Raw genomic sequence first — 23,330 nt, 5'->3', positions numbered from 1 at the left:
ATTCTTTGTTGAGATAAGGATATAAAGAAATCTTTATATGGCGTCAATGTCGGCGCGATAGACAAGCCGTCAAAATCGCATCTCCGCCAGCCTTTGCGTGAAGCTGGCCGCCTCATGCGCGTTGATGTCGGCGGCGCGGATCAGATTGTCGAAATGGCTGGTCAGCGTGCGGACTGGCTGGGTCGCGTTCAGCACCAGATACATGTCGCCGACATAGATGGCGGCACGATAGGGCCCGAATATGGTGTAGGGAATCGAGTAGCGCATCCGTCCGTCATAGAAAAACAGGCGGAAGGTGGGATAAAGGTCGTCGAGCAGCGTCGCCATGTGAAGAAGCTGCTGGTGGCGGTCGGCCTCAGGAAAACGGTCCCAGACGCCCAGTCCGCGCGCAAAGATCTCCAGCGTGTGGCGCGGCATGCAGACTTCCATGTCGGTTTCCGGCCGCCGATTGTAGTCGATGCGGTACTGCGTCTCACCGGCCTGGGCCTCGCGGCTCTTGTTGGCGATACCAGCCTCGTATTCGACGAGCGCCTCGGTGCGCAGAAGGTCGGGAATGCCGGCCGGCACGTAACGGATTTTCGTACCGGCGGCCTCGGCATGCCATCTGGCCAGCAGCGTGCGGTCGAAACCGTCGGGCGCTTCCTCGATCTCCAGGCTCTCGCGGATTTCACCGGTGACGCCTTCGTCCTGGCTGAGGCCGAGCAGCCAGTCGAGCGACACTTTGAATTCGGCGGCAATGTTGAGCAGCGTTTCGGCGCGGGGAAGGCGTGTCGAGGCGCCGGACAGCAGCTGCGAAAGCGCCGAACGATCGATGCCCACCGCCGTCGCGAAAGCGGACTGGTTCAAGTCGGATCGTGTCAGGAGCATTTTCAGGCGCTCCCGGAAGATCGTCGATAGGTCACGTTTGTCCATATCGTCATTCCGGCCGTTGGGAGGAAAAAAATCCGCCGAATCCGTTAAAGTGGCAGTTTAGGCGTAAATGAATCCTCCAATTCGTTTACAATATATAACACCTGCGGCTGAAAATGCGCAATCGCAACATTTTGTGCGCCTTGTCGCGTTGCAGCATCTCGATGCTCCTGACAGAATGCTGTCAGGAATCAAAACGATTCCGGCGACTGGAAGGGCAGTGGTCGATCCATGACGAGCATGAATAACAGACGACGCAATGCACCGGCCATCGAATGGCCGACCGTGGTTCTCGCGTTTTTCTGTTACGGCACCTGGCTTGCAGCCGGCCTATTCCTGTGGCCGTCCTATCCGCTGCTGGCGCTCGTCGTTCTGGCCTTGATGGCCGCGCTGCAATCCTCGCTGGCGCACGAAGTCCTGCACGGCCATCCGACTCGCAATGCGCAGCTCAACGAAGCTTTCGTCTTCCTGCCGATCGGTCTCGTCTGGCCGTTCCGTCGGTTCAAGACCATTCATCTGCGCCATCATGCCGACGAACGGCTGACCGATCCGCTTGACGATCCTGAAAGCTACTACAAGGCGCTGTGGCACCATGACGAATTGCCGCCGGCGATGAAGTTCCTGCTGAAGATCAACAACACCATGATCGGCCGTCTCATTCTCGGCCCATGGCTGTCGTGCATCGGCTTCTTCATCGACGATGCCAAGCAGGTGCTCGCCGGCGACAAGATGATCCGAAAGGCATGGCTGCTGCACGCCGTCGGCCTCGCCGTGGTGCTGCCGGTCGTGCAGTTCGGCTTCGCCATCCCGCTATGGCTCTACATCCTGGTTCCGGTGTGGCTGGGCCAATCGCTGATCTCGATCCGCACCTTCGCAGAGCACCAATGGTCGGAGCATCCGGAAGGCCGCACGGTGATCGTCGAGCGTTCGCCGCTGTCGTTCCTGTTCCTCAACAACAATCTGCATTTCGTCCATCACAAGAGCCCGACGGTGGCTTGGTACCGGCTGCCGAAGCTGTTTCGCGAGCGCCGTGACGAGTGGCTGCGGATGAACAATGGCTACGCTTATCCGAACTATTTGGCGCTTCTCAAGGCTTATGCATTCAAGGCGAAGGAGCCGATCGTCCACCCGGTGCTGCGGCGCACGCCGGAACCGGGCCGGGCGTTCAAGCCGCGCGTCAGAGCGCGCAGCCTCAATGGGCTTGGCAGTGCGCCGGTGCCCGCCGAGCCGCCGAAGGAATGAATTTTGTGGCATCGCCGGCGGCGATGCCCAGGTGCGCGTCAATGGTCTCGTCAGTTTCTCAGCGTAACGATCAAAATCCCGGCATGAGCGATTTCGTTGCCGCCTTGCCGATGTACGACTGGCCCGAAATGGGGAGCGAGGTCGATGCCCAATGGGCGCGGCTGCGTGATGCCTTCCGGCAAAAAGGCATCGACGCGCCGCAGACCATCGCTCGCTTCAATGCCGATCTACGGCCTGTGGAAGGCGGCATCCGCGACGCCGCCGGAAAGGTCATCGCGCCCGATCCGGCGACGCTGCCGCCGGGCGAACTGGATTTTCATGGCCTCTGGCTGCATCCGGCGCTGCTGTTCGCACAGACCTGCTGGGGCCCGATGGAGACCGGCCTGTCGGAGCATGTCCAGGTGATCGGCCAGCCGAGCTACGATGCTTTCGAAGGCGGGCAGGGCGAACTCTATTCGAGCGCCATCGTGATGCCGGCAGGTGAAGCGCCATCGGTTGGCTCACCGGCCGACGGCAGCCCTCTCATCCCGCTCGATATCCTGCGCGGCAAGCACTTTACCTTCAACAGCCTCGATTCCATGTCGGGCATCGTCGGGCTGACGCGTGACCTGGAGGCGCTGGGCGAAAGCCTCGACATCTTCTCTGAGCGCAGCGAAAGCGGTGGCCACCGTGCCTCGATCGTCGCAATTGCCGAGGGCAGGGCCGATGTCGCCGCCATCGATTGCCTGAGCTGGGCGCTGGCGCAGCGCTTCGAGCCTGCAGCGGAAGCGGTGGCGGTGGTCGGCTGGACAAGGCGACGCAAGGGCCTGCCGTTCATCACCGCCAGATCGACACCGGAGAAAATCGTGGTGGCGTTGCGCGAGGCTGTCGCGGCGCTCGCATAAAAACAATCAGCCGCCGAGCAGCCGCTCGTCGAGCGGATAGTTCGAAAGCTGCTCGTTGCCGGTTTCGGTGATCAGGATCTGTTCCTCGATCTTGACACCCTCGTGACCGCCAAGCCGGCCGATATAGCTCTCGACGCAAAGCACCATGCCTGACACAAGCACGCCGTCGGGCGTGTCTTCAGTCCAGTCGATCGCATGCGGCAGCGTCGGGTATTCGTCGGCCAGGCCGACGCCGTGATAGAGCACGCCGTAGCGCGTCGGGAAACAATCTCCGGGCGGCACCGCCGAGCGTTCGACAAGGTCGCGGAAGGATATGCCCGGCTGCATCAGGCTGGTGTTGTGGGCGATCTGGTCGGCGGCGATGCGAAACAGGTCGCGTTGTTCGTTGGACGGCTCGGTGTCGCCGCAGAGCCAGGTGCGCGACAGGTCGGCGCAGAAACCATAAGGGCCGATCAGGTCGGTATCGAAAGCGACGAGATCGCCGGCTTCGATCGTTCTCGACGAGCATTCCTGGAACCATGGATTGGTGCGCGGGCCTGACGTCAAAAGCCGGGTTTCGACCCATTCCCCACCACGCGCAATGTTGCCGCGGTGGAGTTCGGCCCACAATTCGTTTTCGGAAATGCCTGGCCGCAAGGCTGCTTCCATCTCGCCCATCGCCGCCTCGCAAGCGACGATCGACCGGTGCATGGCCAGGATTTCGTCGGGCGATTTGATCAGACGAGCGTTTTCCATCAGCGCCTCGCCATTGCCGATCGAGATGCCGAGGCGGGCGAGCTCTTCGACGCCTTCGGTATTGATGTGATCGACGGCGATACGACTGATACCGCCGCCATGCTCTTTCACCAGATCGGCGATGCCGGCAGCCCAGCGGCGGACCTTTTGCTCGGTCAACTCGCCGCTGTAGAGATACATCCACGACACTGCCGGCCGCACCTCGTCGACCACGCCGGAGTGGTCGGAAAGGTGCTCGCACGAAAAATAGTCGAACAGCACCACCGGGCCTTCGGTGGCAACGAAACAATGCCTTGTCGGGTTGTGCGCGACCCAGAGCTGCATGTTGGTCGAGTCGGTCGCATAGCGGATGTTAATAGGATCGTAGAGCAGGGCTCCTGCATAGTCGCGGCGCTTCAGCTCGGCGCGGATGCGGTCGAGCCGGTATTGACGCATGGCAGGCAGGTTGGGGGCAGCAATGCCGGCGGCGTGCCACTCGGCTTCCGCCAGTGCGCCATAGCCAAGCACATGCTGGTTGAGCTCAGCGGCCTTCTGCCGCGACTTCAGGCGCAACACATCGGGGGAGCCCGCTTCGTCCGGCTCGAACGGCATGATCTTGCGATGACGAGGAGGTCGATCAGTCGGGTTCCTGTCCACCCTCGGCTCCTTTGCTAACGCCTTCGTCGGGCGCTGTGGCTTTTTCCGCAGCCGTTTTCTTCAATCTTATGTAGGCGCCGGGCCGGGCAGGCTTGTCCGTGCTAGGCAATAGCGGAACCATGATTCGCCTTGGTTGGCCGTCCGGCTCATAGCCGGCTTTTTTGAGCTGCTCCAAAATGACCGGCCGCGGATCGTCGCGGTCGAGCCAGACGAGTACAGCCGGCTCTTGCACCAGCCTGTCGAAATTCGGCACTTCCTGGTCAAGCGCGACCAATTTTTCGTCGACCAACCGCAGATTTCCGACCCATGCGCCGTCGGATATTGCGGTTTTAACCGGCCCGTCGGCAGTCAGCTGGCGATAGAGGGCCGGGTAATCCACCCGGATCATCCGCGAGAGACCACTGGTCCCGTTTATCTGGAAGTACCAAGTGGCGGGCGCGAGCAGAACGGCAATGACCGCTCCGGCCGCGATCACCAGGAGCTGGGCGTCCCTGCCGCGTGGTGAAAGCCGTTCCATATAGGCGGCCATCGCCAGCGGCAAGATGATCAGGACCGGCACCAGCCAACGGGCCTTGACCTCGGTCACGCCGGTGGCCAGCACAAGTGTCGCCAGCATGGCCAAGCCGAGCGCCAAGGTACGCCACAAGAGAACTTCCCTGGCCGGAGCTTTGGGGTGACGCTCGGAGAAACGAAACCCCGTCAGTGCGAAAGCCAGCGCGGAAACGAACACCGGCAAGACAGCGAAATTGAAGGTCCCCATGATAAACTTGCCGGCGCCGGTGGCCGCGGCCGTCATGCGCGGCTGCTGTAGGTCTATTCCGAACTTCTCGCCTCTCGCCAGCAAATCGGCAGGATGCATGAGGCTCCAATATGTGGTTGGCGCCAGCACCAATATCGCGACGGCAACGCTGATTGCGAATTTCGGATCGAGGATCGCGCCGCGCAACTCGCGCAGCGACAACACCGCCGCAACAAGGGCTAACACCAGGAATACGTCGTTGTATTTGGCAAGAATTGCCGCAGCCGTTGCCAAGCCAAACACCGCATAGGCGATCACGCTTCGCCGCTCGATCAGATTAGCCATCGCGAGCAGGAGCAGTGCGCAAAAGCCGACAACGGCGACCGAATGCGACAAGGCCCGCTGCGATTCCCAGGCGATTTGCGGGATTGTGAAAAGTCCGAGCATGGCCGCCGCTGCCGTCGCTTTCGTGTAGCCGAACCGCTGCATGGCGGCGAACACACTGCAGGCGGCGAGGAACAGCACGGAGTATTTGACGAGCTTCAGCGTGAAAATATTGGTGCCGAAAATTTGCGCGGCCAGCCAGTTGATCCATGTATAGAGAGGCGGTTGCGAGCCGCCATATCCAGCCCAAAGATATGGAAGATAAATCAGTTGCTCCGCGTCATCGACGCCGACGCCAGTTCCTGCCCAAGTGGCCAGAATGGACAATATGACGGTTTGCAAGGCCAAATAAGCGGCGACCATGACGATCGCCGCCGGGAAGGGGCCGATCCTGCTCTCGGCAAGCCATTCGTCCCATTTCATCGAATACTTCAACGAGTTCTCATCGCCCGTGCCAGTTGCCGCCGGCTCCGCTAGCACGAAGACCGTGCCCCGCACAATGTGGCAGCCCTGATCGCTTCCGGGGCGGCGGGCTTCAAGTCGAATCGTACCGCCGCTCTAGCTTTTTGGTTAAGCATCGGACTTCTCCAAATCGGTCGCACCCCGGGTCGGGCCGGAGGGCAGGCCTTTGGGTGCGGTGCTCTAGGTCCGCATCTTCTCGCCGCTCGGGTCGAAAGGCGGCTCGACATTGATGCGGGCCGGATGCCGGCTTCCGAGGATTTCGATCTCGAACAGTCCGGCGCTCTCTTCCCCGGCTAACGCCGCTGGCACATAGCCTTGCGCCATCGATTTCTGGACGTAATGGGCATAGCCGCCGGAGGTGACCCAGCCGACCACGCGCCAGTCGCCATCGACGATGCCGCGCACGGCCGAAGCGCCTTTCGCGGCCCTGGAGCCGCGCACTTCCTTGCCGTCCGTATCGAAACGCGGAGCACCATAACCGTGCGGCTTTTCCACCGTGCCGTAGTCCTTGCCGCCGACCTTGGCCCAGATCGGTTCGTCGCCCATGACATCGGCGTCCCCGGCATCGACGATGAAAGAGACACGGCGCAGTTTTGGCCCTTCTGCCTGCTCCCTGGCTGCCGCTTCACGTCCGATGAAGTCGTTCTTCTCCAGCTTGACGAAGCGGTCCATCGCGCCTTCGAACGGCCCGTAGATCGGGCGCAGTTCGCGGAACCAGGTCGGGAAATTCTTCTCCAGTCGCATCGAGAGCAGGGCGCGCATGCCGAAATCGACGAGGCCAAACTCTTCGCCGGCATCCTTGATCGCCTTGTAGACGAGGCGCTGGTATGCCGGCGCCATCCAGATCTCGTAACCGAGGTCGCCGGTATAGGTAATGCGATTGACCATGCAGGGCGCGCCGCCGACAGCCATCTCGCGGAAGTCCATGAAGCGGAAAGCCTTGGTCGAGATGTCGATATCGACCAGCTTCTGCAGCAGGTCGCGTGATTTCGGCCCGGCGATCGACAAGCCGACCAGCGTCTGGTCGAAGCGGTGAATGCGGACGCTACCATCCTTCGGCAGGTGCTTCTCGAACCAGCGCATATGATACTTCTGCGCCGCCGACGAGCTCCAGATCATGTAGCGCTCTTCACCCGCCTTGGCGATGGTGAAGTCGCCGATCAGCCTGCCAAATTCATTGAGCATTGGGGTCAGCACGATGCGGCCGGTCTTCGGCATGCGGTTGGTCATCAGCCGGTTGAGGAAATCCTCGGCTGCCGGCCCGGAGACTTCGTATTTGGCGAAGTTGGCGATCTCGGTGACGCCGACCTTCTCGCGGGTCGCACGCACTTCCTCGCCGATCGGCCCGAAATCGTTGGAGCGATGGAAGGAAACGATGTCCTTCGGCTCCGTGCCTTTCGGTGCGAACCAGAGCGGGGTTTCGAGGCCCCAGCTATCGCCCATGACGGCGTTTTTGGCCAGCATCGTGTCGTAGAGTGGCGTCGTTTGCGCTGGGCGCGCGGCCGGCAATTCCTCGTTGGGAAAGCGGATGGAGAAACGGCGCGAATAGTTTTCGCGCACCTTGGCATTGGTGTAGCGCAGCGTCGCCCATTCGCCGAAGCGCGCCACGTCCATGCCCCAGACGTCGAAGCCGGGATCGCCATGAACCATCCAGTTCGACAATGCCAGCCCGACGCCGCCACCCTGCGAGAAACCGGCCATTACGGCGCAGGCGCACCAGAAATTGGTCAGGCCCTGCACCGGGCCGACCAGCGGGTTGCCATCCAGTGCGAAGGTGAAGGGACCGTTGATGATCTGCTTGATACCGGCCTTCTCGATGCCGGGAAAATGCTTGAAGCCGATCTCGAGCGACGGCGCGATGCGGTCGATGTCGGGCTGCAGTAGCTCATGGCCGAAATCCCACGGCGTGTTGACCGGAGACCACGGCTTGCAGGCCTTTTCATAGGTGCCGAGCAGGATGCCGTTGCGTTCCTGGCGGGTGTAGATTTCGCCCTTGAAGTCCATCACGCCGATCATCTCGCGGCCGGTCGACCTGTTGAATTCCTCGACCTCCGGCATCGGCTCGGTCAAGAGGTACATGTGCTCCATGGCCAGCAGCGGCAGCTCGACACCGACCATGCGGCCGATCTCGCGCGCCCACAGGCCGCCGCAGTTGACGACATGCTCGGCCTGGACCGGGCCTTGTTCGGTGACGATGTTCCAAGTGCCGTCGACTTCCTGCGTCAGCTCGACGACGCGGTTGCGCAGCACGATCTCGGCGCCGAGCTTCCTGGCCGCCTTGGCGTAGGCGTGGGTGGTGCCGGAAGGGTCGAGATGGCCTTCGACCGGATCCCACATGGCGCCGACGAAATTCGTCTCGTCCATCAGCGGGAACATCGCCTTGGCCTCTGACGGCGTGATCAGCTCGGTGTCCATGCCGAGATAGCGGCCCTTGGCGTGGGCAAGGCGCAGGAAGTCCATGCGCTCGGGCGTGTCGGCCATCATCACGCCGCCGGTCAGGTGAAGCGAACAGGACTGGCCGGAAAGTTCTTCGATCTCCTTGTAGAGCTGCACCGTATAGGCCTGCAGCTTGGCGACGTTGGGATCGCCGTTGAGCGTGTGAAAGCCGCCCGCCGCATGCCACGACGAGCCGGAGGTGAGCTCCGAGCGCTCGATCAGCATGATGTCGGTCCAGCCGGCCTTGGCCAGATGGTAGAGCACCGAGCAGCCGACGACGCCGCCGCCGATGACAACCGCTTTTGTATGAGATTTCATGAAGATAGTTCCGTTTTTGAAGAGATTGAATCGAGTGAGCGGGGGGTGAACACAAAGCGGAGAAGGGCGCCGGCTGGAATGATCTCACGCCCTCCCTCTACCCTGTCGACCGGGGGAGAGGTGTCGGGTGACGCTCGACGGAGTGGCGGTCGACTGTTCATCAAACCAATACAGATATTTAAAAATCGGTCGGCGCGCCGCCTTCGGACCGGCGTTTGTCGACGAAGGCGTTGAGCTCCTCGCGGATAGCCGGGTCCATATACGGCTCTTCATAGGAGGCCAACCGGTCCTTCCAGACCCGATTGGCCTTTTCGAGAGCCGTCGGGGATCCGGCTTCCGCCCAGGTCTCGAAATTGCGCCAGTCGGAGATGATAGGCGAATAGAAAGCGGTCTTGTAGCGGTCCTGGGTATGCTGGGTGCCGAAGAAATGGCCGCCCGGACCGACGGACTGGATGGCGTCGAAGCCAAGGGCCTCCTCGGAGAGGTCGAGCGGGGTCAGGAACTCGGCCACCATCTGCAGCAGATCGATGTCCAGAATGGTCTTCTCGTAGGAGCAGCGCAGGCCGCCTTCCAGCCAGCCGGCCGCATGCATCATCAGATTGCCGCCGCCCTGGATGGCGCCCCACAGCGAGAACACGCTTTCATAGGCCGCCTGCGCGTCGACCGTGTTGGCGGCGCAGGTGTTGGAGGTGCGGTAAGGGATGTTGTAGCGGCGGGCGAGCTGGCCGCCGACCAATTGCGCCTTCATATATTCCGGCGTGCCGAAGGCCGGCGCGCCGGACTTCATGTCGACGTTGGAGGTGAAACCGCCATAGCCGACTGGCGCGCCCTTGCGCACCATCTGGGCGAAGGCAATGCCGGACAGCGCTTCGGCATTCTGCTGCACCAGCGCGCCGGCGATGGTCACCGGCGCCATGGCGCCCGACAGGGTGAACGGCGTCACGATGACGACCTGGCCCTTGCTCGACATCTGGATGATGCCTTCCATCATCGGCACGTCGAGCTTGAGCGGCGAATTGGTGTTGATGATGGTGAACACCGATGGCTCATCGAGAAGCTGTTGGTCGCTGATGCCGCGCGCGATCCTGGTGATCTCGATGCCGTCGACATTGCGCTCCTTGCCGAGCGAATAGATGTGGAACACCTTGTCGGTTAGCACGCTCAGATCGCGGATGCATTCGAGGTGCCGGACGGACGGATGGATGTCGATCGGCTCGACCGGATAGCCGCCCGTGCAGTTTAGGATGTTGTGCATCTGCGCAAGCTTGAGGAAGTTGCGGTAGTCCTGCTGATTGCCCGGCCGGCGGCCGCGATCGATGTCGGAACAATTGGGAGCCGACGCCATCATCGAGATGATCAGATTGTCACCGCCGAAGCGGACATTGTGCGCCGGATTGCGGGCATGGATGGTGAATTCCGACGGGCAGTGGGAAACCAGCTCGAGGATCATGTCGCTGTCGAAGCGCACCCGCTCGCTGCCTTCGCGGACATCCGCGCCGTGCGCCTTCATGATGCGCCTTGCCTCGTCGTGCAGCACGTCGACGCCGATTTCCCGCAGCACGCGCAGCGAGGCGAGGTGGATCGATTCCAGCTCGTCGTCGGAGACCAGCTTCGTCGGCGTCAGCGGGATTTTCAGTTGGCGGAACGGCGGCTGCTCGAACGCCGCTGATCCGCCGGCGCGCTTTCCCGCGCGGCCGCCGCGACGGGCGCGGTCGTTTGCCAGTGCCGGTTCGGCGGGATGAAGGGCGGCGGTCATGATAGTCCTCGTACGCTGCGATAAGTGCGGCGGCATAATGGACCGCCGGCTGTCCCGCCATTGCGGAGGCGACGACCACTAGGACGAGGGAAGCGACATGACAGCTCCCGGGCTGAAGGCAACCGACTGGATCACCGGGCTTTTGATCTCCTCAGGCTGGCGCAAGCGGTTTTCGTCACCGGTGCTTCCCGGCGCGCTGCTGAAACGCTAATCGTGCAGGTTCCCTGTTGGTGCGGATCATGGACCTGGCGGAAGAGAACAGCGGCGAGACAATGCAGTGGGCGGCGATCACCGGCGTGATCGCCACCGTTTCCGTGTTCGCCATCGCGCAAGGGCTGAGCTATCCGCTGTTGAGCTTCATCCTGCAGCGCCAGGGCGTCTCGCCGGCCATGATCGGCCTCTCGGCGGCAATGACGCCGGTCGGCTTTATCGTCTCGTCGCCGCTGATCCCGGCGCTGGCGCGCCGGTTCGGGGCGGGGCGCACGGCGCTCACCTGCGCAGCTCTTTCCGCGATCATGCTGGCGCTGATCGGCTGGACGCAAAATGTCTATCTATGGTTCCCGCTGCGCTTCCTGATCGGCGTGGTGACCAATCCACTCTATGTGCTGAGCGAGATCTGGGTGATCGCGTTGGCGCCGCCGTTGCGCCGCGGCCGCGTGATGGGGGTCTATTCCACAGTCATTTCGGCTGGTTTCGCCGCCGGCCCGCTGTGCCTGCTTGCCGTCGGCACCGAAGGCTGGCCGCCGTTTCTCGTCGGCATCGCCGCATTCGTTTTTTGCGGCTCCTGCCTGGCGCTGGTGCTGCGACGGCTTCCGAAGGTCGATGAGGCCGGGCACCGGGTTTCGGTCATGGGGTTCATGCCGATGGCATGGCTGCTGTTGTCGGCGGTTGTCGTGGCCGCTGGTTTCGAACAGGCGGTACTGGCACTGCTGCCGGTCTACGGAGCGCATTACAGCATCGAGGAAACCCGCATGTCGGCGCTGCTGTCGATGATGATCGCCGGCAATATCGCCATGCAGGTGCCGCTCGGCCTGCTGGCGGAACGGCTGACGGCGCGTCTGGTCCGATTTATCTGTGTATTGCTAACGCTGCTCGGATGCGTGCTGTTGCCGGTTCTCATCGAGACGCCGCTGATCTGGCCATGCGTCTTTATCTGGGGTGCAGTCTCCTACGGCATCTACACGATGTCGATTATCGAGCTTGGCGAGCGGTTCACCGGCTCGGCACTGGTCGCCGGCAACGCCGCCTTCTCGCTGATGTGGGGCGTCGGCGGCATCGCCGTGCCGCCGCTGGCGGGTGGCGCTATGGATATTCTCGGTGCGGACGGCCTGCCGATCACGCTTGGCGCCATTTGCCTGGCGCTGGCGGTCACAACCGTATTGCGGGGGCGAGCAGTCTAATACAATTGCGGCGTGCCTTCATTTCCTTGCCATCTGGAAATCGCCCATAAATCACAATTGACGTGGTATTCAGAGGGATGCATCCCGCGTAGACGGTCTCCAATTTCAACGGCACGATCAAAGTCGGGTATCAATCCAACGTCAGACAGTTCCGTGTTCGCAAACACGTCAGGAAATCCTCCGCAGTTGGTCAAAGCGCTTATGGAGACGTCTTGATCCAACAAGTCGTAGCCCAGGAAGGTAAATCCGTTCCAGTCGAGTGAACGCACGTCAACCGATGGTCTTCGGATCACATTGAGGACATTCAAGTCGCCCGGATCCGCCAACTCCGAAAGGAGGAAGTCCAGGTCCACAAAGAAATCGAGCATGTAGTCCTCGTTCACAATATGGGGCCAGTAGCTGTCCTTTATCTCTCCCAGAGCGACCGGCCCGAGCATTCCATCGAGTGAAACGACCTCGCTTAATTGGGTGAGGCCGGACCAGTTGATGTACATGGTCCACGCAGTGCCGCTGAAAGGACCGAACTTCTCTTTCGCAATGTACAGATGTTGCATGAGTCCCTCGTTGCCTGCGGGCGGCAGGAGGCCCCATCTTAGAGCGGCCAACAGCGCAACGGCTCGTTTTGCGCGGTCCAAGTTGAATATAGCTCGTGGCAAGACGATGTTTGCGACACCGAGCCTTGATGAGTTTATCGGAGACCATTTGACGATGTCGAACACAAAGACGCAGGCGAATTCGGCGGACGAAGATCCCTTTCTCTGGCTGGAGGACAGGACAGGCAAGGAAGCGCTCGACTGGGTTCACCGTCAGAACGAGGTTACAACAGGTGAATTGCAGGGTGATCCGTCCTACCAGGCCTACTTCCAAACCGCACTCGACCTGATGACGGCCGAAGACAACATTGCGGTCGGCTCTGCACTCAACGGCCATGTCTATAATTTCTGGCAGGACAAGACCAATGTGCTCGGCCTCTGGCGGCGCACGACGGTCGCTTCCTACAAGACCGAAAAGCCGGATTGGGAGACGATCATCGACTTCGATAGTCTGTCCGCCAAAGAGGGCGTAAAATGGGTGTTCAGCGGCGCCAGCCGGCTTTACCCCGACTTCAGCCGCTGCCTGCTCAGCCTGTCGCCGGATGGCGGCGACGCCAGTGAGATGCGCGAATTCGACATCGACACCAAGTCCGTTGTCGAGGGCGGCTTTCGTGCTCCTGCTTCGAAGTCGGGCTTCAGCTGGCTGGACAAGGACACCGTCATCGTCTCGGCTGCCTTCGAAGAGGACGAAAAAACCAAGTCCGGTTATCCGCGCGTGGTTAAGCTTTGGCAGCGCGGCACCAGGCTGGAGGATGCGACGCCGATCTTAGAGGCGCAGAAGCAGGATCTCGCCGCCGGCGGTTCCCTCGAGTTCGACGGCGACAAGCGGCATCTGTTCCTGACCCGGACGCTCGACTTTTTTGCCTCGCACAACTTTCTGCGTCTGCCTTCCGGCGAAAACAGGCGCATCCCGCTGCCGGACGACGTCACCGACACGATGCTGTTCAGGGATCAGCTCGTCTTCGGGGTGCGCAGTCCATGGTCGGCGCCGGACGGCACGCGATGCCGACCCGACGGCCTCTATTCGCTGGACTTCGCCCGCTGGATCGAGACCAATGAGCTCGGACCCGTCGATACCGTCCTCGAGCCGGCGGATCGTGTCTCGATCGCCGGCATCGCCCGTACGCAGGACCGGCTGTTCATCAACCTGATCGACAATGTGCGCGGCAAGGTCGTCGCCTGCCAACGCGGCGACAGCGGCTGGTCGCTGCAGCCGGTGGCACTGCCGAAAAACGGCAGTGTCGGCATCAGCCACGCCGAGCGTTTCGGCTCTAGCGTCTCCTTCTCCTTCACCGACTTCCTGACGCCGAGCTCGATCATCTGGTCGGACGACAATGCTGCGACGCTTATGACGGTGAAATCGCAGCCGGCGCGTTTCGATGCGTCGTCGCTTGTCTCGGAACAGTTCGAGGCGCGCTCGAAAGACGGCACCATGATCCCTTACTTCGTCGTCAGGCGACGTGATCAGAACGGGCCGGTGCCGACGCTGCTTTACGGCTATGGCGGCTTCGAAGTGCCGTTGCCGCCCAGCTATGCCGGCGTGCGCGGCCGGCTGTGGCTGGAAAAGGGCAATGCCTACGTGCAGGCCAATATTCGCGGCGGCGGCGAGTTCGGCCCGAACTGGCACCAGGCCGCGCTCAAGGCCAATCGCCAGAATGCCTTCGACGATTTTATAGCGGTCGCGCAAGACCTGGTGAAACGCGGCATCGCCACGCCGGCGACGCTCGGCATCCAGGGCGGCTCGAATGGCGGCCTGCTGACCGGCGTTTCGCTGACCCAGCATCCGGAGCTTTTCGGTGCGGTGATCATCGACGTGCCGCTGCTCGACATGATGCGCTACACCGAGCTGCCGCCTGGCGCATCCTGGATGGCCGAATATGGCGATCCGGCGAAGCCGGAAGAGGCCGCGTGGCTGGCCGCCTACTCACCTTATCAGCATGTCGAGACCGATGCGGCCTATCCGCCGGTCCTGCTGACGACGTCGACCGCCGACGACCGGGTTCATCCCGGCCATGCGCGCAAGATGGCCGGGCGGCTGCAGGCTGCCGGCCACACCAAGACACTATTCTTCGAAGAAACCGAAGGTGGCCATGGCGGGCGCGGTGATCGCCGGCCGCAAGCGGCACAGGCGGCGATGAAGTATGTCTTCCTGCAACGGGCGCTGAACGGAACGGCTTGAACTGATCGCATCAGACCGCCTAAGGTGCTGCATGGCTCGGATGAAGACATGTCGCGCATTTGGGGTGGCGGTGACGCCGTCGCCGCGCACGCTTCGCGCCGAGCTTTTGCGGCTTTGCGCCCGCATCGGCTATTCGCCGCCCGCTTTCCCCTAGCGAATCCGCCCCGGCAACAAATTGCCGATTGGTTCAAGAGGAAAGATCAGACATGGCCTATCAGAATTATTCGCTGAAGCAGCTTCAGCAGATCGATGCTGCGCATCACCTTCATCCGTTCACCGATCACAAGGAGATGCGCGAGGCCGGCTCACGCATCATCACCCACGCCAACGGGCCGTTCATCTACGATTCCGAAGGGACGGAAATCCTCGACGGCATGGCCGGGCTGTGGTGCGTTAATGTCGGTTACGGCCGCGATGAACTGGCCGACGCAGCTTACGCCCAGATGAAGGAACTACCCTACTACAATTCCTTCTTTAAATGCTCGACCCCGACGCCGGTGCTGCTGGCCAAAAAGCTGGCGGAACTGGCGCCGAAGCACGTCAATCAGGTCATCTACGGCTCGTCCGGCTCGGAGGCCAATGATACGGCACTGCGGCTGGTCCGCCACTACTGGGCGCTGGAAGGCAAGCCGGAGAAGAACCGCATCATCTCGCGAAAGACGGCCTATCACGGCTCGACCATCGCCGGCACCTCGCTGGGCGGCATGGAGCCGATGCACAAACAGCTCAACGGCGCGGTTCCAAACATCGTCCATGTGATGATGCCATATGCTTACGAGCTGGCTCTGCCCGGCGAAAGCGACCATGATTTCGGCCTGCGCGCGGCCAAGGCCGTCGAGGATGCCATCCTCGAAGCCGGCGCCGACAAGGTCGCCGCCTTCATCGGCGAGCCGGTGATGGGGGCAGGCGGGGTGAAGATACCGCCGATGAGTTATTGGCCGGAAGTGCAGCGCATCTGCCGCAAATACGATATCCTCCTGATGCTGGACGAAGTCATCACCGGCTATGGTCGAACGGGCGAGTGGTTCGCAGCTCAGACCTTCGGCATCGAGCCAGATACCATCACCACCGCCAAGGCGCTGACCTCCGGCTATCAGCCGCTGTCGGCCCTGCTGGTCGGCGACCGCGTCGCGGCGACGCTGGTCGAGAAGGGCGGCGAGTTCAACCACGGTTACACTTACTCTGGGCACCCTGTGGCCTGCGCCGTGGCACTGAAGAACCTCGAGATCATGGAGCGTGAAGGTCTGGTCGATCGGGTCAAGAACGACACTGGACCCTATTTCGCCAAGGCGCTGCAGGAGCACATTGGCGGTCACGATCTGGTCGGCGAAGTGCGCTCGATCGGGCTGATGGGGGGAATCGAAATCGTTAGGGACAAGGCGAACAAGGAGCGCTTCCTGCCGGCCGGAAGCGCGGCCGTGCTTGTCCGCGACCACGCAATTGCCCAGGGCATGATGCTGCGCGCCACCGGCGATACGATGATCCTGTCGCCGCCGCTGATCTGGACGCGTGAGACGATCGACATGGCCTGCGACCGCATCGCCAAGGCGCTTGATCTGGCGCAAGCGGATTTGCGTAAGCGGTAAGATAGAGGGATCGCCGGGCATCCTGCAGTGGGACGCCCGGCGTTTGAATGCTGCATGCCGAAGAGTTCGCCAGGCGAGGATCGGCTGTGAGGGCGGCAGCTCTCCTACACCTTGGAGCCGCTCACCAAGGGCTGCTACGAGGCGATCGCTTCGTCCATCGCCGCGATTTACCTTATTCGTCAGGACCTGTGTTTACCTGCCCTAGTTGTCGGCCGTAGCGTCGGTGCTGCTACGCTGGGCGTTAGCGCCGTCGCTCTGTTGCTCGGCCCACCCACCCGGACCGGTCGGAAAGCTCGGCTCTCCTTCCGCCTCTAGGCTCTCGTGGAACTCAGTGGCAGGTTTTCCTGGGTATTGGCGGCCGCTCGACAGGTGCCCTTGATGGCCGGGATGGAGGCTTGCGTCATCGTTGCGGGCATGATCCGGCGGTTCGGCATAGGCTGCCGTGGCAAACAGCGATCCGGCGCCGATGAAGAGTGCCAATGCGAGAACGTGCTTCATTGTGCTGTCCTCCAGTATTTGGACTCAAGATTCAGATAGAGCCCATCCAGGCTGTGTAAAGGGCAGCTTGGATGAAATTGATTAAGGGGGGCAGCACCTGCACATCCCCGGCGGTACGGGTATGGCTTGCCCAATTTCGGCAATATCGACGATCCGAGCCTCGAGCCGATGATGCCTTCGGCGGACCGGATCGGCCGTCCGCGCAAAGGCGACTGGCTGGTGTTTCGATTAGACTCGCTTAGGCGTCGTTTTCGAACACCAGCCTCTCGCGGGCCGCCCGAGTACAGCGTCACGGGATGTGCGGAGTGCTTTTCATCCGCAGTACGGCTCCAAGAACAGTTGACGTTGGAACTGCCATTCATCTGGGGAATTGTAAAGTTGGCGAGGCTAAGCAGAAATTGCTTGGAGACGAACTTGTCAGAGCAATCGAAGCGTCAACCGTATGCTTTTCAAGATCGCCTGTTCAATTTGCGGTTGCGCTTTACATAATAGGTCAAAAAAACATAGGGAGGCAATCATGATCAGGATTCAGTCAGTTGTATTTTCTATTCTACTACTAGGAGTGGCAGGGTCACCCGCGACAGCGGAGGAGGTCTGGTCGCTTGATGGCTTAAAGGCCCCCGAGAGCGTACTTTTCGACACCAAGCGGAACGTCTTCTACGTTTCCAACATTGTTGGCGAGCCCGCCGGCAAGGATGGGGTCGGATACCTTTCGAAAGTTTCGCCTGACGGAAAGTTGCAGGCAGCCGAATGGGTGACCGGGTTTAATGCGCCCAAGGGATTGGTGATGCAAGGCGATACGCTTTTCGTCACCGACATCGATCGACTTATGGCCGTCAACGTCGAGAGCGGTCAGATCACCGGAACGTGGCCCGCAGAAGGCGCTCAGTTCCTCAACGACCCCGCCGTCGACGAGGCGGGTCGCGTCTTTGTTTCCGACATGCTGGCGAACAGGATTTATGTTCTGGACAATGATGCTCTCACCGTCTGGCTGGAGAGCGAGGATCTCCTGCATCCGAACGGTCTGCGCGTCGAAGATGGTCGCCTCCTCGTCGCCGGCTGGGGTCGCGATATCCAGCCGGATTTTTCGTCCAAGACACCCGGCCATCTGATCGCGATCGACCTGAACACGAAGGCTATCTCTGACATCGGGTCCGGCGAGCCTGTTGGAAATCTAGATGGTCTAGAACCGGACGGAGCAGGAAATTGGCTTGTTACGGATTGGGTCGCAGGGGCGCTCTTTCGCATTCATCCGGATGGAAAAGTCGAGCAGCTGATGGACCTCAATCAAGGCAGCGCCGATCTGGAATTCCTGGAAGAAAAGAAGCTGGCAATCATCCCGATGATGATGGACGGCAAACTGGTCGCAACTCGATTGGGTGGAGCAACTTGAGAAGAGGCTCGCATAGTCCTCTCCCCAATTGGCCGTACAGGGTCATGACTTGCACTATCGAAGGGCCGGATCAGCGGCCCTTTCCACATCTGTGCCAGCTCTTGCGCGGTGCCGTTCCGAAACGCAAAAACCGCGCTCCATCGGGAACGCGGCTTTGCCAGATACGCATGGCGCTTCGCCAACAGAACACTTGCGAAACTTACGGGCTCCGGTACGCGAGACCTGATCCGGAGCGCCGGGCGGATGCGATATGCCGCCTCGCACTCCGTTCTACAGGGACATCGTTACCGGGTGGTTATCGATAGTTTAAGCAAATCTAAATTTCCGATGTTTCTCTTTGCCGGGAACGGAAAAGCCCGTCGAGTTCGAGGCTTAAGCGCGTCGCGTCTGAAGGGACGGTCAAGCCCGAGCGCAAGCTCTTGGGCGACATGCGTTACGCCGGGTTACCGCGCAGGAAATTTATGATGCCGGAAAAATCGGCACCGGCATGTCCCTGGGCGTTGAACAGCGCATAAAGCTGGGCGGCCTCGGCGCCCAGCGGCGTCACCGCACCGGCGTTTTGCGCGGCTTCCTGCGACAGTTTCAGGTCCTTCAGCATCAGTGCTGCGGCAAATCCCGGCCTGTAGCCATTGTTGGCCGGCGATGTCGGCACCGGACCGGGCACCGGGCAATAGGTGGTCAGCGACCAGCACTGGCCCGACGAGTTCGAGGCGACGTCGAACAGCGCCTGATGCGACAGGCCGAGCTTTTCCGCCAGAACGAAAGCTTCGGCGACGCCGATCATCGAAATGCCGAGGATCATGTTGTTGCAGATCTTTGCCGCCTGTCCGGCGCCGTCATCGCCGCAATGGACGATGCGGCCGGCCATCGGCTTCAGGATGGGTTCGGCCTTGGCGAATGCGTCCTTCGAGCCACCGGCCATGAAGGTCAGCGTGCCGGCTGCGGCGCCGCCGGTGCCGCCGGAAACCGGCGCGTCGATCGACAGCAGCTTATGTTTGGCGGCAATGGCGTGGGCTTTTCGTGCCGATTCGACGTCGATGGTCGAGGAATCGATGAACAGCGCGCCTTTTTTCGCCTTGGGCGCGATGTCCTCATAGACCGACAGGACATGCCTGCCGGCCGGCAGCATGGTGATGACCACATCGGCCTCTTTCACTGCGGCAACGGCATTGGCCATGACGACGACGCCATGCTCCTTGGCGATGACGAGATTCTCCGGCATCAGGTCGAAGCCGTGCACGGCATATCCAGCCTTGACGAGATTGGCGGCCATCGGGTTGCCCATATTGCCGAGGCCGATGAAGGCGATGGTGGTCATCGTTTTCTCCCGGTTTTGCGGTCAGCGGCCGATCAGGGCGCGTGCGATGATGACGCGCATGATCTCGTTGGTGCCTTCGAGAATCTGGTGAACGCGCAAATCGCGGACCAGCTTCTCGATGCCGTAGTCGTGCAAATAGCCGTAGCCGCCATGCAGTTGCAGCGCGTCGTTGGCGACATTGAAGCCGATGTCGGTGACGAAGCGCTTGGCCATCGCCGACCATTTCGAGGCATCGGGAGCTTTGCGGTCGAGCTTCGAGGCGGCGGCGTAGAGGAAGATCCGTGCCGCCTGCAGCTCGGTCTCCATGTCGGCGAGCTTGAACTGCAGCGCCTGGAACTGGTTGATCTTGGAGCCGAAGGCCTTACGCTCCGCGGTGTAGGCCAGTGCCTTGTCGAGCGCCGATTGCGCGCCGCCCAGCGAACAGGCGGCGATGTTGAGCCGGCCGCCGTCGAGTCCGGCCATGGCGATGCCGAAGCCGGCGCCTTCGACCGAGAGCAGGTTTTGCGCCGGCACCTTGCAGTCCTCGAAGATGACCTGGCGCGTCGACTGCATGTGCCAGCCCATCTTGTGCTCGTTGGCGCCAAAAGACAGGCCGGACGCATCCTTCGGCACGACGAAGGTGGAAATGCCCTTCGGCCCGTCGGCGCCGGTGCGCGCCATGACGATATAGAGGTCGCTGTCGCCGGCGCCTGAGATGAACTGCTTGACGCCGTTCAGCACATAGTCGCCGCCGCTTTTCACCGCGCGCGTTTTCAGCGCCGCAGCATCCGATCCCGAGCCTGGCTCGGTCAGGCAATAGCTGGCCAGCCATTCCATCGAAGTCAGCTTCGGCAGGAAGCGTTGGCGCTGCTCGTTGCTGCCGAAGCGGTCGATCATCGAGGCCACCATGTTGTGGATCGAGATGAAGGAGGAAAAAGCCGGATCGGCGCGCGAAAGCGCCTCGAAGATCAGCACGGCGTCGAGCCGACCGAGCGCCGAGCCGCCGACATCGTCGCTGATATAGATGCCGCCGAGGCCGAGCGGGCCTGTCTCGCGGATCACGTCTGCCGGAAAATGCTTGTTGCGGTCCCAGTCGAGCGCGTTCGGCGCGACGCGGTTGGCGGCGAAGGCCTCGGCCATCTCTTGGATGGCGCGCTGGTCCTCGTTGAGTTCGAACTGGCTGGTGCCCGCATCGACAGCGGCGTCCATGGCGTGCTCCCTGATGTTGTCGGCCGGCTGGCCTGTCGTTTTTGGCTTTGCGCGCGGTTCAATCTAGACCAATGATGCCACCGCGCAAGCCGACCGTCTGCATCCAACCATCTGGGAGCGCCGTGCGCGAATGCGTGTGTGGAGCAAGGCGTGACGACAGATTTCGATGAACTGCTCGAGTGTTTCCATGGCTATCTCGAAAGGTTCGATGATACGCTGGTGCGCGATGCCTTGGCCCGGATCGGCTGGGCCATGCCGGCGCGTCGGCTCGAGCCGCATCCGCTCGCCTGCCTGCGCCAGCTCGACCGTATCGCCGAGCTCGCTCCGGCAAACGCCAAGCCGCTGGCGCGGCTGCTTGCGGAGCGTCGCGGCGAACTGCGCTGGGGGCAGACCTACAGCGAGGCGGATTTCGGCAAGAGTTTCATCGACAATTACGGCTGGCTGGAGGTATTCGGCACGCGCGGCCATTTCGTCAACGACGAGGTCGCGGCCGGGCTGCTGATCCTTGGACCTGATGTCGTCTATCCCGACCATCATCATGTCGCCGAGGAGATCTACATTCCGTTGACCGGCGGCACCGAATGGCGCATGGGCGAAGGCGGTTTTCGCACGCGCGAGGCGGGTGAGGTGATCCACCACGCCTCTGATGTCAGCCACGCCATGCGCACCGGCAAGGAGCCGCTACTGGCGCTCTACATCTGGCGTGGCGGGCCGCTGGCGGCAAAATCCACGATCACCGGAACGACGGTACAGGGCAAGGACTGATGGCCAAGGCGATCATGCTGCAAGGCACGGGCTCCGATGTCGGCAAAACAGTGCTGGTCGCGGGCCTCTGCCGCGCGGCCAGGAAACGCGGGCTGCAGGTGCGGCCGTTCAAACCGCAGAACATGTCGAACAACGCCGCCGTTGCCGATATTCCGGGCGACAAACTCGGCGGTGAGATCGGCCGCGCCCAATGGCTGCAGGCGATCGCCTGTGGCGTTGCGCCCTCTATCCACATGAACCCGGTGCTGCTTAAGCCGCAGACCGATATCGGTGCGCAGGTAGTGGTGCAGGGCAAGGTGTCAGGGGAGGCGAGGGCACGCGACTACCAGGCGCTGAAGGGCAGGCTGATGGATGCCGTGCTGGACTCCTGGGCAAAGGTCGGCGACGGCGCCGATCTGGTCATCGTCGAGGGCGCCGGCTCGCCGGCCGAGATCAATCTCAGGAACCGAGACATTGCCAATATGGGCTTTGCGACGCGCGCCAATGTGCCGGTGATTCTGGTCGGCGACATCGATCGCGGCGGCGTCATCGCCTCGATCGCCGGCACGCATCTGATCCTGCCGGAAGAGGACCGGCGTATGATCGTCGGCTATCTCATCAACAAGTTCCGCGGCGATGTCTCGCTGTTCGATGACGGCATCAAGGCGATCGAGACATTCACCGGCTGGCGCTGCTTCGGGGTCGTGCCGTGGCTGAAGGCGGCGGCGCGGTTGCCATCTGAAGATTCCGTGGTACTCGAACGCCTGGCGTCCGGCGAGAAACGCGCGCTGAAGGTCGCCGTGCCGATGCTTTCGCGCATCGCCAATTTCGACGACCTCGACCCGCTCAAGGCCGAACCGCAGGTCGAGGTGGTATTCGTGCCGCCTGGTCAGCACCTCCCCGAAGATGCCGGGCTGGTGATCATTCCCGGCTCGAAGTCGACGATCGGCGATCTCCTAAGATTCCGCGAGAACGGCTGGGACCGCGACCTTGCCGCCCACCGCAAGCGCGGCGGCCACGTCGTCGGCATTTGCGGCGGGTTCCAGATGCTCGGCCACGTCGTGCGCGATCCCGACGGCATCGAGGGCAGCGTGACCGAGACCACAGGGCTTGGCCTGCTCGATGTTGAAACGGTGATGGAGCCGGAAAAGACCGTGCGCAATGTCAGCGCGCGCTCGGTGCAGTTCGACCTGCCGCTCGAGGGCTATGAAATCCATCTCGGCCGCACCACCGGTCCGGATACGCTGCGGCCGTCCGCCGTCATCAACGGCGTCGATGACGGCGCCATCTCCGCCGACGGCAAGGTATCGGGCACCTATCTCCACGGGCTGTTTTCCGCCGACGCTTTTCGGACGAAATTCCTGGAAAACCTTGGCGTGAAAGGCGGCGGCGTCGACTATCGCGCCGAGGTCGAACGGGCGCTGGACGAGGTCGCAGCCGAGTTGGAAACTCACCTCGACTGCGACGCCATCTTTGGCCTGGCGCGTTAGCTGGCGGGTTCGGTGGCCTTGGGCCAATAGGTGCCAAACGACCAGACATTGCCTTCCGGATCGCGGCAGATGAATTCGCGGCTGCCGTAATCGCGGTCCGTCAGTTCTTCCAGTATTTCGGCGCCGGCCTTTTTGGCTCTGGCATAAGCAGCATCGGCATCGTCGACGGCAACATAGATCGATCTGCCGCCACCCGGGCCCGGTGCACCGATCATCTGGCCAAACTTGTCGTCGCGTGCAGTGCCCAGCATGATCATCGAGGAGCCAAAAGTCAGTTCGGCGTGATGGACAATGTCGCCTTCGCCGTAGCGGGCATGAACGGCAAAGCCGAAGGCTTCGCCCAGCCAGTCGATCATGTTGACTGCATTGCGGTAGCGCAACGTGGGATAAAGCCTGGGCGGTTCGACATTTATTGTCATGGCGATCTCCTTCAATTGGAT

At 61.8% G+C, this 23,330-nt stretch carries 18 protein-coding genes; 8 read left to right on the top strand and 10 right to left on the bottom strand.

Annotated features, from left to right (window positions below):
- Positions 1–69 precede the first annotated feature (69 nt).
- Complete coding sequence (locus tag ACWUKX_RS04610; RefSeq protein WP_456004339.1) at positions 70–912, bottom strand: helix-turn-helix domain-containing protein; 843 nt, start codon at positions 910–912, stop codon at positions 70–72.
- Between the two features lie 237 nt (positions 913–1,149).
- Here ACWUKX_RS04610 and ACWUKX_RS04605 point away from each other — a divergent pair, with 237 nt between their 5' ends.
- Together ACWUKX_RS04605 and ACWUKX_RS04600 are read left to right on the top strand one after the other, a co-directional pair.
- Complete coding sequence (locus tag ACWUKX_RS04605; RefSeq protein WP_456004336.1) at positions 1,150–2,151, top strand: fatty acid desaturase; 1,002 nt, start codon at positions 1,150–1,152, stop codon at positions 2,149–2,151.
- An 83-nt stretch (positions 2,152–2,234) separates the two neighbouring features.
- A complete protein-coding gene (locus tag ACWUKX_RS04600) occupies positions 2,235–3,035 on the top strand; it encodes a phosphate/phosphite/phosphonate ABC transporter substrate-binding protein (protein WP_456004333.1) in 801 nt (266 codons plus the stop codon).
- Between the two features lie 6 nt (positions 3,036–3,041).
- Here ACWUKX_RS04600 and ACWUKX_RS04595 read toward each other — a convergent pair whose 3' ends face one another.
- The 4 genes from ACWUKX_RS04595 to ACWUKX_RS04580 all read right to left on the bottom strand — a co-directional run bounded on the left by ACWUKX_RS04595 (position 3,042) and on the right by ACWUKX_RS04580 (position 10,501).
- The gene (locus ACWUKX_RS04595; protein ID WP_456004894.1) at positions 3,042–4,361 is read right to left on the bottom strand and encodes a M24 family metallopeptidase; all 1,320 of its coding nucleotides are present in this window, start codon (positions 4,359–4,361) and stop codon (positions 3,042–3,044) included.
- A 25-nt stretch (positions 4,362–4,386) separates the two neighbouring features.
- Positions 4,387–5,952, bottom strand: a complete 1,566-nt coding sequence (locus tag ACWUKX_RS04590) for an ArnT family glycosyltransferase (protein ID WP_456004331.1) — start codon at positions 5,950–5,952, stop codon at positions 4,387–4,389.
- Positions 5,953–6,171: 219 nt separating this feature from the next.
- Complete coding sequence (locus ACWUKX_RS04585) at positions 6,172–8,745, bottom strand: GcvT family protein (RefSeq protein ID WP_456004328.1); 2,574 nt, start codon at positions 8,743–8,745, stop codon at positions 6,172–6,174.
- Between the two features lie 178 nt (positions 8,746–8,923).
- Positions 8,924–10,501, bottom strand: coding sequence for a trimethylamine methyltransferase family protein (locus ACWUKX_RS04580; protein ID WP_456004325.1), 1,578 nt, complete (start codon positions 10,499–10,501; stop codon positions 8,924–8,926).
- 239 nt (positions 10,502–10,740) lie between these two features.
- Here ACWUKX_RS04580 and ACWUKX_RS04575 point away from each other — a divergent pair, with 239 nt between their 5' ends.
- Positions 10,741–11,901 carry an MFS transporter gene (locus tag ACWUKX_RS04575; RefSeq protein ID WP_029351883.1) on the top strand — a complete coding sequence of 387 codons (1,161 nt, stop codon included), beginning with the start codon at positions 10,741–10,743 and terminating at the stop codon, positions 11,899–11,901.
- On the opposite strand, the gene ACWUKX_RS04570 is transcribed toward ACWUKX_RS04575, so the two are convergent.
- The gene (locus ACWUKX_RS04570) at positions 11,898–12,455 is read right to left on the bottom strand and encodes a hypothetical protein (protein ID WP_456004323.1); all 558 of its coding nucleotides are present in this window, start codon (positions 12,453–12,455) and stop codon (positions 11,898–11,900) included. The two genes, ACWUKX_RS04575 and ACWUKX_RS04570, sit on opposite strands and share 4 nt — an antisense overlap.
- A 154-nt stretch (positions 12,456–12,609) precedes the next feature.
- Between ACWUKX_RS04570 and ACWUKX_RS04565 the strand changes: the two genes are divergently transcribed.
- Both ACWUKX_RS04565 and ACWUKX_RS04560 read left to right on the top strand, forming a co-directional pair.
- The gene (locus ACWUKX_RS04565) at positions 12,610–14,673 is read left to right on the top strand and encodes a prolyl oligopeptidase family serine peptidase (protein WP_456004320.1); all 2,064 of its coding nucleotides are present in this window, start codon (positions 12,610–12,612) and stop codon (positions 14,671–14,673) included.
- Between the two features lie 206 nt (positions 14,674–14,879).
- Positions 14,880–16,259: an aspartate aminotransferase family protein gene (locus ACWUKX_RS04560; RefSeq protein ID WP_456004318.1), complete on the top strand. Its 1,380-nt coding sequence runs from the start codon at positions 14,880–14,882 to the stop codon at positions 16,257–16,259.
- A gap of 201 nt (positions 16,260–16,460) precedes the next feature.
- Here the strand turns inward: ACWUKX_RS04560 and ACWUKX_RS04555 are convergent, their stop codons facing one another.
- Positions 16,461–16,757: a hypothetical protein gene (locus tag ACWUKX_RS04555; RefSeq protein ID WP_456004316.1), complete on the bottom strand. Its 297-nt coding sequence runs from the start codon at positions 16,755–16,757 to the stop codon at positions 16,461–16,463.
- A gap of 517 nt (positions 16,758–17,274) precedes the next feature.
- On the opposite strand from ACWUKX_RS04555, the gene ACWUKX_RS04550 reads away from it, so the two are divergent.
- Positions 17,275–18,150, top strand: coding sequence for an SMP-30/gluconolactonase/LRE family protein (locus tag ACWUKX_RS04550; RefSeq protein WP_456004314.1), 876 nt, complete (start codon positions 17,275–17,277; stop codon positions 18,148–18,150).
- 433 nt (positions 18,151–18,583) lie between these two features.
- On the opposite strand, the gene mmsB is transcribed toward ACWUKX_RS04550, so the two are convergent.
- Together mmsB and ACWUKX_RS04540 are read right to left on the bottom strand one after the other, a co-directional pair.
- The gene (mmsB, locus tag ACWUKX_RS04545; protein ID WP_456004311.1) at positions 18,584–19,468 is read right to left on the bottom strand and encodes a 3-hydroxyisobutyrate dehydrogenase; all 885 of its coding nucleotides are present in this window, start codon (positions 19,466–19,468) and stop codon (positions 18,584–18,586) included.
- Between the two features lie 21 nt (positions 19,469–19,489).
- A complete protein-coding gene (locus tag ACWUKX_RS04540; protein ID WP_456004308.1) occupies positions 19,490–20,656 on the bottom strand; it encodes an isobutyryl-CoA dehydrogenase in 1,167 nt (388 codons plus the stop codon).
- Positions 20,657–20,806: 150 nt separating this feature from the next.
- Between ACWUKX_RS04540 and ACWUKX_RS04535 the strand changes: the two genes are divergently transcribed.
- Together ACWUKX_RS04535 and ACWUKX_RS04530 are read left to right on the top strand one after the other, a co-directional pair.
- Positions 20,807–21,421 carry a dimethylsulfonioproprionate lyase family protein gene (locus ACWUKX_RS04535; protein WP_456004306.1) on the top strand — a complete coding sequence of 205 codons (615 nt, stop codon included), beginning with the start codon at positions 20,807–20,809 and terminating at the stop codon, positions 21,419–21,421.
- On the top strand, positions 21,421–22,890 hold the full coding sequence (locus ACWUKX_RS04530) for a cobyric acid synthase (RefSeq protein ID WP_456004303.1): 1,470 nt from the start codon (positions 21,421–21,423) through the stop codon (positions 22,888–22,890). The genes ACWUKX_RS04535 and ACWUKX_RS04530 overlap by 1 nt, the downstream gene beginning before the upstream one ends.
- On the opposite strand, the gene ACWUKX_RS04525 is transcribed toward ACWUKX_RS04530, so the two are convergent.
- Entirely contained in the window at positions 22,887–23,309 is a 423-nt protein-coding gene (locus ACWUKX_RS04525; RefSeq protein WP_065012344.1) for a VOC family protein, read from the bottom strand. The two genes, ACWUKX_RS04530 and ACWUKX_RS04525, sit on opposite strands and share 4 nt — an antisense overlap.
- Positions 23,310–23,330: the final 21 nt, after the last annotated feature.

It is taken from the genome of Mesorhizobium sp. f-mel, from assembly GCF_053850215.1.
This window is presented reverse-complemented; position numbering and strand designations above follow the sequence as displayed.

Coding starts and splice junctions, on each gene's coding strand:
- ACWUKX_RS04560 (WP_456004318.1), top strand. CDS start 14,880: ATGGCCTATCAGAATTATTCGCTGAAGCAGCTTCAGCAGATCGATGCT.
- ACWUKX_RS04565 (WP_456004320.1), top strand. CDS start 12,610: ATGTCGAACACAAAGACGCAGGCGAATTCGGCGGACGAAGATCCCTTT.
- ACWUKX_RS04570 (WP_456004323.1), bottom strand. CDS start 12,455: ATGCAACATCTGTACATTGCGAAAGAGAAGTTCGGTCCTTTCAGCGGC.
- ACWUKX_RS04600 (WP_456004333.1), top strand. CDS start 2,235: ATGAGCGATTTCGTTGCCGCCTTGCCGATGTACGACTGGCCCGAAATG.
- ACWUKX_RS04555 (WP_456004316.1), bottom strand. CDS start 16,757: ATGAAGCACGTTCTCGCATTGGCACTCTTCATCGGCGCCGGATCGCTG.
- ACWUKX_RS04610 (WP_456004339.1), bottom strand. CDS start 912: ATGGACAAACGTGACCTATCGACGATCTTCCGGGAGCGCCTGAAAATG.
- ACWUKX_RS04575 (WP_029351883.1), top strand. CDS start 10,741: ATGGACCTGGCGGAAGAGAACAGCGGCGAGACAATGCAGTGGGCGGCG.
- ACWUKX_RS04525 (WP_065012344.1), bottom strand. CDS start 23,309: ATGACAATAAATGTCGAACCGCCCAGGCTTTATCCCACGTTGCGCTAC.
- ACWUKX_RS04540 (WP_456004308.1), bottom strand. CDS start 20,656: ATGGACGCCGCTGTCGATGCGGGCACCAGCCAGTTCGAACTCAACGAG.
- ACWUKX_RS04595 (WP_456004894.1), bottom strand. CDS start 4,361: ATGCCGTTCGAGCCGGACGAAGCGGGCTCCCCCGATGTGTTGCGCCTG.
- ACWUKX_RS04590 (WP_456004331.1), bottom strand. CDS start 5,952: ATGAAATGGGACGAATGGCTTGCCGAGAGCAGGATCGGCCCCTTCCCG.
- mmsB (WP_456004311.1), bottom strand. CDS start 19,468: ATGACCACCATCGCCTTCATCGGCCTCGGCAATATGGGCAACCCGATG.
- ACWUKX_RS04530 (WP_456004303.1), top strand. CDS start 21,421: ATGGCCAAGGCGATCATGCTGCAAGGCACGGGCTCCGATGTCGGCAAA.
- ACWUKX_RS04605 (WP_456004336.1), top strand. CDS start 1,150: ATGAATAACAGACGACGCAATGCACCGGCCATCGAATGGCCGACCGTG.
- ACWUKX_RS04550 (WP_456004314.1), top strand. CDS start 17,275: ATGATCAGGATTCAGTCAGTTGTATTTTCTATTCTACTACTAGGAGTG.
- ACWUKX_RS04585 (WP_456004328.1), bottom strand. CDS start 8,745: ATGAAATCTCATACAAAAGCGGTTGTCATCGGCGGCGGCGTCGTCGGC.
- ACWUKX_RS04580 (WP_456004325.1), bottom strand. CDS start 10,501: ATGACCGCCGCCCTTCATCCCGCCGAACCGGCACTGGCAAACGACCGC.